General features: G+C 55.8%; 10 protein-coding genes and 2 rRNA genes (1 of these 12 cut by a window edge). 4 read left to right on the top strand and 8 right to left on the bottom strand.

The annotated features are described in order from the left end of the window. The 3 genes from OHL22_RS23720 to OHL22_RS23710 all read left to right on the top strand — a co-directional run. Positions 1-121, top strand: a 121-nt coding sequence (locus tag OHL22_RS23720; RefSeq protein WP_263342294.1) for an integrase core domain-containing protein, incomplete at its 5' end; no start/stop codon positions are given. Further along, complete coding sequence (locus tag OHL22_RS23715) at positions 118-312, top strand: hypothetical protein (protein WP_263342293.1); 195 nt, start codon at positions 118-120, stop codon at positions 310-312. The genes OHL22_RS23720 and OHL22_RS23715, both read left to right, overlap by 4 nt. A 162-nt stretch (positions 313-474) precedes the next feature. Further along, the gene (locus OHL22_RS23710; protein WP_263342291.1) at positions 475-855 is read left to right on the top strand and encodes a hypothetical protein; all 381 of its coding nucleotides are present in this window, start codon (positions 475-477) and stop codon (positions 853-855) included. A 21-nt stretch (positions 856-876) separates the two neighbouring features. Here the strand turns inward: OHL22_RS23710 and OHL22_RS23705 are convergent, their stop codons facing one another. The 6 genes from OHL22_RS23705 to queE all read right to left on the bottom strand — a co-directional run bounded on the left by OHL22_RS23705 (position 877) and on the right by queE (position 9225). Continuing rightward, on the bottom strand, positions 877-3684 hold the full coding sequence (locus OHL22_RS23705; RefSeq protein ID WP_263342290.1) for an ABC transporter permease: 2808 nt from the start codon (positions 3682-3684) through the stop codon (positions 877-879). A gap of 62 nt (positions 3685-3746) precedes the next feature. Then, positions 3747-6443, bottom strand: a complete 2697-nt coding sequence (locus tag OHL22_RS23700; protein WP_263342289.1) for an ABC transporter permease — start codon at positions 6441-6443, stop codon at positions 3747-3749. Further along, complete coding sequence (locus tag OHL22_RS23695; RefSeq protein WP_263342288.1) at positions 6440-6778, bottom strand: PadR family transcriptional regulator; 339 nt, start codon at positions 6776-6778, stop codon at positions 6440-6442. The genes OHL22_RS23700 and OHL22_RS23695 overlap by 4 nt, the downstream gene beginning before the upstream one ends. Before the next feature lie 110 nt (positions 6779-6888). Further along, a complete protein-coding gene (locus OHL22_RS23690; RefSeq protein ID WP_263342287.1) occupies positions 6889-8130 on the bottom strand; it encodes a TIGR03790 family protein in 1242 nt (413 codons plus the stop codon). A gap of 81 nt (positions 8131-8211) precedes the next feature. Continuing rightward, the gene (gene queD / locus OHL22_RS23685) at positions 8212-8568 is read right to left on the bottom strand and encodes a 6-carboxytetrahydropterin synthase QueD (protein ID WP_263342286.1); all 357 of its coding nucleotides are present in this window, start codon (positions 8566-8568) and stop codon (positions 8212-8214) included. 9 nt (positions 8569-8577) lie between these two features. After that, the gene (gene queE / locus OHL22_RS23680; protein WP_263342285.1) at positions 8578-9225 is read right to left on the bottom strand and encodes a 7-carboxy-7-deazaguanine synthase; all 648 of its coding nucleotides are present in this window, start codon (positions 9223-9225) and stop codon (positions 8578-8580) included. A gap of 142 nt (positions 9226-9367) precedes the next feature. On the opposite strand from queE, the gene OHL22_RS23675 reads away from it, so the two are divergent. Further along, positions 9368-9679: a hypothetical protein gene (locus OHL22_RS23675; RefSeq protein WP_263342284.1), complete on the top strand. Its 312-nt coding sequence runs from the start codon at positions 9368-9370 to the stop codon at positions 9677-9679. A gap of 62 nt (positions 9680-9741) precedes the next feature. Here the strand turns inward: OHL22_RS23675 and rrf are convergent. Together rrf and OHL22_RS23665 are read right to left on the bottom strand one after the other, a co-directional pair. Next, positions 9742-9857, bottom strand: a 5S ribosomal RNA gene (gene rrf, locus OHL22_RS23670). Positions 9858-10091: 234 nt separating this feature from the next. After that, positions 10092-12495 (bottom strand): 23S ribosomal RNA (locus OHL22_RS23665) (it continues 505 nt past the right edge of the window).

The raw sequence follows: 12495 nt of genomic DNA, 5'->3' as shown, positions 1-12495 counted from the left end.
GGACTCACATCTGCAGCCATGGACTCACTACTACAACCACGAAAGACCTCATGGTAGCCTCAACTACAACCCGCCCATCAGCCGCTCCGAGATACCGCTCGCCGATGGAACAACCTCTTGAGCTTCTACACCTACCCTGCCTTTGGCGACGGCGTCTGCCATAACCTCACCCTCGAGCTATCCAACAAGCAGATTCAGGAGTTCCTCTACCGGAGTCAGGCCGCTCTCTCCCACGTCAAAAAGCCGGCGCTCACCCCAGCCCGCGACAAATGTCTCGCCGCCCTTCAGCAGGACGCAAAACAGCAGCAATAGTCCGGCAAACGTTGTGCAGCGTCTGCATAGATTGCACATTGCATTGCACCGATTGCACTTTGCCCGGCACGGATTACACTTCGCCCCGCAGCGATTGCGCTGTGAAATCGATATTCACGCCCTCGCTTGATGCCTGACCCGCCAAAGCGGTACGCTTGAGCCATGTACGAAGACTTCCACGTCACCGACCGCTGGACCGGCGAAGACCTCCACTGCAAATGGAAAGCCAACATCGTGGCCATCGCCACCCGCCACGCCGATGCAGTCGACATCCGCTTCGACGTTAACGGCCAGCCCATGTGGATCGCCATGCCCAACCACGCCTGGCTCGCACAGAAGCAGCGCAGCGGCAAAATCATCACCGACTATCTGGCCGCCCAGATCGCCGGCCGCTACCTTAAGTCATTGATAGAAGAGGGTTACGACGCTGGCCGCCAGCTCTACACCATGACCGTCGAAGAGGTCCTCGAAAACCTCGACGCCGTCATCGACGAAGCCAAGGAAACCGGCTCCATCCCAGCCCTGCCAGTTCTCGCCGGCTAAGCCAAACCGCAGGCGCAGCAGCTATTCATGCCGCAGCGCCTCTACTGGTTGAATCCGCGCCGCCCGCCGCGCCGGAATCCAGCTCGCCGCAAGCCCGATAACTATCAGGATCAGCGCGCCAGAACTAAAACTAAGCGGATCAGCGGGTTGTAATCCATAAAGCATAGACTTGATCGCGCGGCCGAGCAGCATTGCAGCCGTGAGGCCTACAACGATACCGGCAATCGACACCCACATTGCCTCACGCAAAATCATTTGCAGCACCTGCGCGGGCCTTGCACCCAGTGCGAGACGGATACCGATTTCATTAGTACGGCTCGCCACGGAGTACGCCATCACGCCGTAGACGCCAACGGAAGCCAGCGCCAATGCCAGCATGCCAAAGCTCGACGTGAGCGCAACAAAGATGCGTTCCTGCTGTGTGTCTGAATCGATCTGCTGCTGCTGCGTGCGTACCTCGATCAGCGGCAGATCCGGATCGATCTGCTGCAGTGCTTTGCGTAGATCAGGCACAACGGCTTCCGGCTTGATGCGAGTGCGCAGCTCATAGGTAAGGCCGCCGACCTCCGTCTGCTGCTCAAACGGAAGAAAGAACTGCGGCGGCGGTGGCGTGCGCAGATCCGTATACTTCGTGTCAGCGCATACACCGACGATCTGAATCCATTGCGCCGACTCTTTCAGGCTGTGCCCGTCGTTATTGTGCTCGTCGGTGGTGAACCGCTTCCCTACGGGATCTTGATTCGGAAATCGCAGTTTTGCCAGTGCTTCGTTGATGATGGCGACCTTGCCTGATGTTGCTGTATCCCGCGAATCGAAACTCCTTCCCGAAAGAATAGGAATGCCCATCAACGAGAAAAAATTATTGCCAACCACGTTGTAAAACTGGCTCTGGTCCTTGTCTTTCTCGTAGGCCTCGCCTTCGGGAAGAAAGTCAGTATCATCAGCTTCTCCTGCAACGTAAGGCGCGACAGCTGGGGTGACCGCTTCCACTCCGGGCACAGCGCCGAATGCAGCAATGATTCTGCGATGCAATGCCATGTCCTTGCCTGGAGGGTATTGCCTGGCCGGAGGCTCGATTTCTGACAGGAGTAAATGATCTGTACGAAAGCCAACATCGACAGCATTGAGGCTGGCAAGCGTGCGAAGGAAGAGCGTAGCGCCCACGACCAGAAGCGTAGACAGCGCGATCTGCAAGCCGACGAGCGACTTGCCACCCCATCCTTTGCGCCGTCTGGTGACGCTTGCCGAGCTCTCTTTCAATCCATGATTCAAGTGCGTGCGAGCCGCGGCAATGGCTGGAAACAGGCCAAAGATCAATCCCGTGCAGAGCGTGATCAGCGCCGTAAAAACAAAAACGCCCCAATCGAAGTGGACGTGAAACTCACTTCGCTCCCATGCATTCCCAGTAAGCTTCGGAATGATGTTGCTGCCCACGTATCCGATGAGCAATCCGCCAGCGCCGCCAATCACAGCCAGCAAAACGCTCTCGACGATCATCTGTCGCGCAAGGCGTATGCGCCCAGCACCGAGTGAAAGCCGAATCGCCATCTCGCGCTGGCGCTGCGTGCCGCGCGCAAGCATGAGATTCGCGATGTTCGCACAGGCCAGCAGCAAGACAAAACCTACCATCGTCAGCAGCACAGCCATAGGCTTTGCGAACATGCGCTGTGTGTGAAAAAGACCGCGGCTGCCGTCACGCACATCCATCTGCGGCATGCTGTCTGTAGGGCGCACGGGCATGGTTGCGCGCACCACGGCGCTGAGTTGCACATTAAGTTCCGCTTGCGCTTCTGCATCCGAAACTCCGGGACGGATTCGTCCCATCACGTTGATCCACCAGTTTTGCGGCGCATCCAGCAGAGAGGACGACGTACTACTCCGGACGGAACGGGGATAGATGAGCGGCTGCATCGAGATTGGTAGAAAGAAGTCAGGAGACTCCTGCACATTCTTTGCACCGGTAAATCCGCGAGGATTGACGCCAACGATTGTCAGCGACACATCGTTGAGCTTTACGATTTCGCCCAGCACCGCGGGCGAACTTCCGAACTGACGCTCCCACAGGCCATCGCTGATAACGACAACCGCTCCTGCTCCTGCCGTGGCATCATCCGATGGCTGAATAGCACGGCCTAACTGCGGATGCACTTCAAGGTCGCCGTAGTAATTGCCCGAAACCATCTCGAACTGCACTGGCTGTGCTTGTCCGCGAATTGTCGCGTTGCCGCCAGTCTCTTTGAATGCGAACAAATCTTGAAATGCATGGTTGTGCGCACGCAGGTATTGATATGCCGGATATGAAAAGGATGAGCTCGCCACACGACCGTTGGGGTACGGCTCGTAATCGCCCCAGATATGATGAACTGCCTCACGCCCCTTTATCGCGTTCCAGGCCAGTAAACGCAAGTCTGCAGCGTGCGCAACATTGAGGCGCTCGTACAGCAATTGTTTGGCCAGCGAGAAGATGGTGGTGTTGGCGCCAATGGCCATTGCCAAAGAGATTGACGCGACTACAGTGAAACCAACGCTGCGGCGCAGCCTGCGCGCTGCGTAGCGTAGATCCGCAGCCATGGCATCCCAGAATCGCAGCCCCACTGAGGCGCGCATCTCATCCTTGTGCACGATAGTCGATCCAAGCGCGATGCGCGCCCGGCGATTCGCTTCCTGGCGCGAATAGCCTGCGCGCATCAGGTCAGCGGCAAGCATTTCAAGATGGCTTGCAAGCTCAGAGTCCATCTGGCTTTCGAGACTGCTGCGGTGAGTGATGGCTCGCAGCCACGACTTGCATTGCGCGGAAAGACGAAGAAACAATGAATCAGACTTACTCACGGCTTGCTCCTGAATGCAGAAGGAATCGAGAAAAATTGATGAGATATTGGGCCGAAATTTGGTTATTCATAGCGCAACGCCTCTACAGGCCGAATGGATGCGGCACGCAGCGCCGGAAGGATGCACGCAGCGAGCGCGCAGAGCGATAGCAACAGCGTGACAGTCGCCAGTCCAGCGGCATTGCTCGCGTGCACACGCATCCATCGCACGAGAATGCCGTGGAGCAATTGATTCACGAGCAGGCCAAGCAGGATGCCACTGCCTGCGCTCCACGCTGTTGTGCGGAGCGCAATCCATAGCACATGACTTCGTTGCGCACCGAGCGCCATGCGCACGCCAAACTCGTTGGTGCGCTGCGCAACGCTATACGAAACTACGCTGAAGAGACCCACCAAAGCGAGCATGAGCGCAATTGCTGAGAAGACTCCAAAGAGCACCGAGAAAAGCCGCTGACGGCTCCATTGCGCATCGCGCTCGATAGCCTCTTTGAGATCCGAGTAGCCATTCGATATCGGCTGATCTGCGCTGACGGACTGCACTGCTGCACGAATAGCCGGTATCAGTGCAAGAGGTTCACTCTGCGCTTTGATCAGGTATTGCGTATAGGGAGCCATGAGCGTTGTATAGGGAACGTAGATTGCAGGTAATGCGGGCCGCTCCAGGCCATCGTTGCGTGCATCGCCTACAACGCCGATGATCTCGCGCGTGCCGCTGCTGTAGCTCGATGCAGATACCAGCGGAGCATCCGATTTCAGGCTCGGAATACTTAACTGCTTGCCGATGGCGTCTCCATTGGGCCAGTAGCGATGCGCCATCGCTTCGTTGATTACGGCTACGCCATCGCCGCGTGTGTTTTCAGCATCGCTCCAGTAGCGGCCAGCGAGCAGCGGAATCTGCAGTGTGGCAAAGTAGCGTGGATCTACCAGATGTACTCGCGCCTGCTGGTCTTCAGTAGCCGGTATGCCTGCGATTTCGAAACCTCGTTCCACGCCGCTATACGGTGGAGTAGAGTCCATGCTGACAGCGATGGAAAGCACTCCCGGGACCTGCGCCATGCTCTGGCGCACACGCTCGATATAAGCTGCACGTGCCTCGCGTGTTTTGATACCCTCCCAGCTCTTCTGATCCTGGAAGTGCATTGCGACACCGACTTCCATCACGTTCTTAGGCTCGTAACCGAGCGGTGCATTCATCAGGTGCAGGAATGCTCCCATGGCGATGCTTGCCGTGGCCATCAACAACAAAGTCAGAGCAATCTGCCCTGCGATGAGCGCGTGAAAGGCGTGGCTGCTGCGAACTCCGCCGATGCGGCGATGCGATGACTGCATCATTTGTGAAACATCGGGCCTGGAAAGACGCAACGCGGGTGACAGCCCCAGCAGAATGCTCGTAAGCAGCGTCAACACTACGGAAAATGCGAGGATGGGTGCGTTGACCTGGATGACCGATTCCGCTGGAAATGCGTTAGGTGCGAGTAGCAGCGGCAGCTTTGCAAGCCAATAGGACGCTGCTACTCCAAGAGCGGCGCCGACAAAGGATATGACTGCCGACTCGACGAGCAGTTGGCGAACGATCCGCCATCGCGAAGCACCGACAGCGCTGCGCACCGCGAGTTCATGTTGACGAGAGGCACCGCGCGCCAGTGTGAGGATGGAGCAGTTTGCGCAACCGATCAGGAGCAGCAAGACTACGCCGGCGAAAAGGAGCGCGAGCATCGCCCCGGTGTTTTGCTCGTATGGAACAACAATGGGCTGCAATTGCAGATGGAACTTCTTCGGAAAGCGTGCAGGAAACTCTTTCGCGAACTGATGCACGATGGCGCCGAGTTCCGCATCTGCAGTCGCACGGCTCATGCCCGCCTTGATCTTGATCCATGGCGTGTAGGGCCATTGAACCAGCGGACGAACGCTGTCATGCAGCAGGTTTCGCGGAAGGTAGATATCGCTTGTGCCGAAGGTATCGTTGAAGGCAAACCGGCGCGGCATGACGCCTACGATCGTGTAATCCTCATGATTGAGTTGGAGCGTGCGGCCAACCACCGTGGGATCGCCGTTGTAATGACGACGCCAGAATTTGTAGTTGAGCACAACGATCCGCTGATGCGTCTCGGCGTCAGTGGTCTGAATGCCGCGGCCGAGATATGCAGGCACGCGAAAGAATGTGTCCGCATTTTCCGTGAGATAAACAGCCGCCACTTCCTCAGGAAGCTCGTTTCCGCTGATCTCCATATTTACGTTGCGGAAGCCGAGCAGGCTCTCGATTGAGCTGGCGCGGCCGAACTGCTCGAACTGCGGCTTGGTCATGGCAAACCAGCGCAGTTCCTGGGGATTATCTTCGTTGACGATGACCGGATTCATGATCCGGTCGGAATCGGCATAGGGAAATGGATGCAGCAGTACCGCGTAAATCAGGCTGAACATCGCAGTCGTGGCGCCAATGCCCAAAGCCAGCGAGAGCACCATCACAGCCGTAAAAACAGGCTGCTTCCACACCGTTCGCAATCCGAAGCGGAGATCACCGCTGATCTCGTCGAAGGCTCGTAGTCCCGCTGCTTCGCGGTATCGTTCCTGCTGGCGCATGACGGGGCCGAGTTCAGCGCGCGCGTGCCGGATAGAGTCTGCTCGGCTCATGCCGGTGCGCGTCAGTTCCTCGACGCGAGCGGCAAGATGAAATTCCATCTCTTCCGCTACCTCGCTACGCATCCGCACGCCGAGAAGAAGGGCGCGCAAGCTCGACCGCAATCGCGCCAGAAGATTCATGCGGGCTCCGCCTCGGTCTTGAGAATCGCCCCCATGATTCCAGCCATGCGATTCCACTTCTCGGTTTCGACTTCAAGGCGTGTGCGACCGGCCGTTGTGAGCTGATAGTACTTGGCTCGACGATTGTTCTCGCTTTCGCCCCACTCCGTAGCCAGCAGTCCCTGGTGCTCAAGCCGGTAGAGTGCCGGATACAACGATCCTTGCTGGACGGTCAGGGTCTGGCCGGAGATCTGCTGCAGCCGCAACAGCACTCCATAGCCATGTAACGGCCCGAGGGAAACGGCTTTCAGAATCAGCAGGTCCAAAGTGCCCTGCAAAAGCTCAAGTTGATCCAAGGAAGATTCTCCTAGACGTTCTATTAGACAATCTAGGAAAGCGTAGCGGGCTTCTCCTAGATTGTCAAGGAGAAGACGCTGAGCCTCTATCGAGGCCAAATTCTACGAAACTACTTTGAGGATTGCTTTGGCCACGCGGTGGGCCTGCACAGTGGATCGCCGATCACGATGTCTTCCCAACCGACGAAGCGCGATGCAGCATAGAAGCTTTCGGCTAGCGTGAAGCCGGACGTATAGCGGCTCATAAGGACCGACGGTGACGCGATTGCCTGTAGCAGCGGCTCGTCGGTGTAACCCTTTACGCCCGTGATTCCATGAGAGATAAGGTCGGCAATCAGGGATTGACCGCCGGTTGTATGCAGGAAGGTGCGCCCACTGGTGGAAACCGCGGTGTCACTGACAGACCCGGGAGCGAAGGTAAGTGACTCATATGCCAACGCGGAGTATTTGGCGTCATTGCTGCCCCAGGAAAAATATCCGAGCAGATTGGATTGATTGCCGACGAACGTCTGGCTCATGTCGAGTTCTGCCGGGATCTTTTTAGATTCGAGCTGATGAGCGGCTTTCACCATATCCGCATTCCATGAGCCCCAGTCCGACTCATCGGGAATCGGTCCTGTGACGCGCAGCGGCTGCGATTCGACGTCATCAACCTTAAAAATCGGCTGCACATCCAGTAAGACTTTGCTGCCGTGGATCCCTTCCGTTTCCGCTTCGATTGCTCGCGTGACCAGAGCTTTGGCGTCGGCCTCGGTATAGCCGTCGAGACGCGTCACGAGATAGCCTCCGAAACGCGCATGGCTGAAAGGAACATCAGCGTTCCAGTAGCGGTTGAGCCAACCGAAGCCGCTTGCACCCGAGCCGTGAATGCTGATTTTCATCGCGTCTTTGATCGATGGATAATCGATTGCGGCCAGATAGCTGTCGACCGAAGCGCGAAGATTACCGGTGGTATTTTCATCGCGTGAACCGGTGATCGCGCCGTCAACCCGAATCGGTACGCCCTTTGTGAGAACAATGAAATTGATTTCCTTATGCAGCTGCAGATAACGCTCTACCGGCGTGGCGATCTTCGCTGTGTATTCCTCCAGCGAGATCGTCTCATTTGTCGTGATCACAGCCGAATCAGCGCAATGGACGATAACGGTTTTGGTGACGTGCCGGCGCGCCGCGTAGTCCTTAGCAATGGCCGTTGAGATTGGGCTGTTTGCGTTATAGACCAGAAGAACTTCGGCTGGTGAATGACCGCTGTTCTGAACAGTGGCAGCGGCAGAAGACTCTGAAAGGAAAACAACGCAGAAGGCAGAAAGGAAAAGAAGAATAGCTCGTCGCTTAAAAGAAATCCTGCTCACGATATCCCCTTTGATGTGATGGCCATTGGCATATTTGCCGCGTTCCCATCTTATCCGCAGGGGAGTCGTTTGTTTTAAGCGCTAGTCACCGCTGTAAACGCAGCCGCTGGTGCAGGTTTCGCGGACGATAATTTTGCTGAGCAGAGGTAGGGATGGGCGTAGTTCATGCCAGATCCATCGGGCAAGATTTTCGCTCGTTGGATTCTCCAGACCTGGCACCTCGTTGAGACAGCGATGATCAAGTTTTTCTTCAACCGGCGTAAAAGCCTCTTTAATCTCGGCGAAATCGAGCACCCATCCAAGCTGCGAATCAATGGGCCCGTTTATATGGACTTCGATCCGGAAGCTGTGTCCATGCATACGTCCACACTTGTGCCCTGCCGGCACGTTGGGGAGCCAATGAGCCGCTTCGATATGGAACTCTTTGAATATCTCCACCGTTACCTCCTAACGAATTCCAAGCAGCTTGTGCGTCTGTAAGCTTAATCGCCATTGCGGGTGTTCCATGCAGTAACGGACCGCAAGTTGCGTATTGGATTCACGCTCAGGTCCATCCATCGGTTGCAGGAAGAAATGGTGGAATTCGAGATTTTTCAATTGCTCCGGATTGAACCCGCACTGCGGGAACACGAACTTGAGTTCGTCACCGCGCGTCTGAACAAGCTCCGCCCCTGCCTTCGGGCTTACACATACCCAGTCGACACCCTCCGGAACGGCAATCGTGCCGTTTGTCTCAACTGCAATCTCGAAGCCGTAGGCATGTAGCGCGTCAATCAGCTTGACATCGAGTTGCAGGAGCGGTTCGCCACCGGTACAGACGACGAACTTCCTCGCCCGCCGATTGTTACTGGCACCGCCAGTCCATGCGGCATTAACGGCTGCAGCCAGGTCTTCGGGAGATGCGAATCTGCCTCCGTCCGGCCCGTCTGCGCCGATAAAATCGGTATCGCAGAAGCGGCAAATAGCGCTGGCTCGATCACTCTCGCGACCAGACCATAGATTGCACCCGGCAAAACGGCAAAAGACAGCAGGACGTCCAGCCTGGGCGCCTTCCCCTTGCAGCGTGTAGAAGATCTCTTTGATCGAATAACTCATGAACTTCCCTTCATTGGACGTATGAGCGCCGGCGAGAGAAACACCGAAGGCCTATCTTCACGGATTGACCTTTGGACCTGCGCTTTATCCACTTGCTTCAACAACCGGGATGCCCGATCCTTTCAGTACGAGATTGGACACCATGGACTCGCCCGGCAAACTAATGACCCGTGATGAAATGCGCAGGATTGCGACCGAGCGTATTGGCACCTCAGGATACGAGCTTACTTTTACCGACTTCTGTCGCCTCGTCCAAGGCCCATCCTACCGGCAGGTCCTGGCCGGACTTCTCTGCACTTGGTTCCAATATGAGATCGTCGGTTTTGACGCGGACACGGTCATCCAATCCGGCCTTCAAGAAACCGTCAGCCTCCAAACACTCTGGCTAACGATTCAGTCCGACAAGCAAAAGCAATATGAGCTATATCAGCGCGCGATGGACTTCTGGCGATAATTACAAGACCCAAAAGCACGAAAAGGCCAGTCCGCAATGGACTGGCCTTTTCGTAAAAAATATGCCGGCGATCACCTAATCTCCCACACAGTCACCCGTGCAGTACCATCGGCCCAGCGAGGCTTAACTTCCGTGTTCGGGATGGGAACGGGTGATCCCTCGCGGTATGGTCACCGGCAAACTTGGATGGCGCTTGGCGGGTGGTTCCCCGCAGCCAGGGCGCTCCTTAGCCATCGAGAAGCCTTGTTTCTTTCCTCTCTCCGGACGGAGCCACTACAGCAATCTGGCGCCACAATGCCGAAATCTCAAATTACCAACGAAATTGATTGGGTGACAAGGATCTTACAAAGACTGTCGATAGGATCAACTCAAGCCGCGATAAGCTCACTTTGAACTGCGCGGAGTTAATTCTATGGACAAGCCGAACGGGCGATTAGTACTGGTAAGCTACACGCATTACTGCGCTTCCACATCCAGCCTATCAACCAGGTGGTCTTCCTGGGCCCTTCAGGGAAATCTCATCTTGGAGCGTGCTTCCCGCTTATATGCATTCAGCGGTTATCACAACCGAACTTCGCTACCCAGCCGTGCCATTGGCATGACAACTGGAACACAAGAGGTTCGTCCATCCCGGTCCTCTCGTACTAAGGACAGCCCTCCTCAAATTTCCTACGCCCACAGCAGATAGGGACCGAACTGTCTCGCGACGTTCTGAACCCAGCTCACGTACCGCTTTAATAGGCGAACAGCCTAACCCTTGGAACCTTCTACAGCTCCAGGATGCGATGAGCCGACATCGAGGTGCCAAACCATTGCGTCGATATGAACTCTTGGCAATGATCAGCCTGTTATCCCCGGCGTACCTTTTATCCGTTGAGCGATGGCCCTTCCATACAGAACCACCGGATCACTAAAGCCTGCTTTCGCACCTGCTCGACTTGTAGGTCTCACAGTTAACCACTCTTATGCTTTTGCACTCGACGACTGATTTCCAAACAGTCTGAGAGTAGCTTCGCGCGCCTCCGTTACATTTTGGGAGGCGACCGCCCCAGTCAAACTACCCGCCTAACTATGTCCCTCTCCCGGATCACGGGAGGAGGTTAGGATCACAACACTCGCAGGGTGGTATCTCACCGTTGGCTCCTCCGAATCCGAGAATCCGGGATCAAAGCCTCCCACCTATCCTGCGCAGCAAGAGTCATAACCCATAGTTAAGGTGTAGTAAAGGTGCACGGGGTCTTTCCGTCTAGCTGCGGGTAACCGGCATCTTCACCGGTACTACAAATTCGCCGAGCAACTCGTTAAGACAGTCGTACGATCGTTACGCCATTCGTGCAGGTCGGAACTTACCCGACAAGGAATTTCGCTACCTTAGGACCGTTATAGTTACGGCCGCCGTTCACCGGGGCTTCAATTCAAAGCTTCGCTTGCGCTAACCTCTCCTTTTAACCTTCCGGCACCGGGCAGGCGTCAGCCCCTATACGTCGTTTTCGACTTAGCAGAGACCTGTGTTTTTGTTAAACAGTCGCCGTACGCGCTTCACTGCGGCCCACTTGCGTGGGCGCTCCTTCTCCCGAAGTTACGGAGCCAATTTGCCGAGTTCCTTAACGAGCTTTCACTCGAGCGCCTGTGGATATTCTCCTCGTCTACCTGTGTCGGTTTGGGGTACGGTTCCCGTTTCTCTCCTTAGAGGATTTTCTCGGCAGCGTGGAATCATCGACTTATGCCCCAAAAGGGGCTCCTCTACGCCTCACTGTTAAGCTCCGACGGATTTGCCTATCGGAACCAGCTTACGCGTATCGACCGCTATAGCCATAGAACGGCACGATTATCCTTCTGCGTCTCCCCATCGTAATAACGAGAAACTGGGAGGTCCGGAATATTAACCGGATGTCCATCATCTACGCCTGTCGGCCTCGACTTAGGGACCGCCTAACCCTGAGCGGATTAACCTTCCTCAGGAAACCTTAGACTTTCGGCGCGGAGGGTTCTCACCTCCGTTATCGCTACTTATGCCGGCAGGGTCTCTTCGCAACGCTCCACCAGTCCTCTCGGTCTGGCTTCGCAGCTGTTGAGAATGCTCTCCTACCACGCGTACTTGCGTACGCATCCGTTGCTTCGGTGTACAGTTTTAGCCCCGTTGTATTGTCGGCACCGGACCGCTTGACCAGTGAGCTATTACGCTTTCTTTAAAGGATGGCTGCTTCTAAGCCAACCTCCTGGCTGTCTGAGCGTTCCGACTTCCTTTCCCACTTAACTGTAACTTGGGGACCTTAGCAGGCGGTCTGGGCTGTTTCCCTCTCGACAATGAAGCTTAGCCCCCACTGTCTGACTCCCGGACTGGTTGTCACTGGCATTCGCAGTTTGGTTGGATTCAGTAAGCCGGAAAGCCCCCTAGTCCATCCATCTCTCTACCACCAGTGCAAATCATCCGAGGCTAGCCCTAAAGCTATTTCGGAGAGAACGAGCTATCACGGAATTTGATTAGCCTTTCACCCCTACCCACAGCTCATCCGAGCTTTTTTCAACAAACACCGGTTCGGTCCTCCAGTGGGTGTTACCCCACCTTCAACCTGGCCATGGGTAGATCATCCCGCTTCGCGTCTATTCCTGCCAACTGAACGCCCTGTTCAGACTCGCTTTCGCTTCGGCTCGCTTACGCTTAACCTTGCTGACAAGAATAACTAGCCGGCTCATTATGCAATAGGCACGCGGTCAGGCATTTCCTTGCGGACATAGCCCTCCCACTGCTTGTAGGCACACGGTTTCAGGTACTTTGTACTCCCCTCGACGGGGTGCTTTTCACCTTTCCCTCA

This window comes from Acidicapsa dinghuensis, from assembly GCF_025685685.1.
Taxonomy (GTDB): Bacteria; Acidobacteriota; Terriglobia; order Terriglobales; family Acidobacteriaceae; genus Acidicapsa; species Acidicapsa dinghuensis.
This window is presented reverse-complemented; position numbering and strand designations above follow the sequence as displayed.

Coding starts and splice junctions, on each gene's coding strand:
- OHL22_RS23710 (WP_263342291.1), top strand. CDS start 475: ATGTACGAAGACTTCCACGTCACCGACCGCTGGACCGGCGAAGACCTC.
- OHL22_RS23700 (WP_263342289.1), bottom strand. CDS start 6,443: ATGAATCTTCTGGCGCGATTGCGGTCGAGCTTGCGCGCCCTTCTTCTC.
- queE (WP_263342285.1), bottom strand. CDS start 9,225: ATGAGTTATTCGATCAAAGAGATCTTCTACACGCTGCAAGGGGAAGGC.
- OHL22_RS23675 (WP_263342284.1), top strand. CDS start 9,368: ATGGACTCGCCCGGCAAACTAATGACCCGTGATGAAATGCGCAGGATT.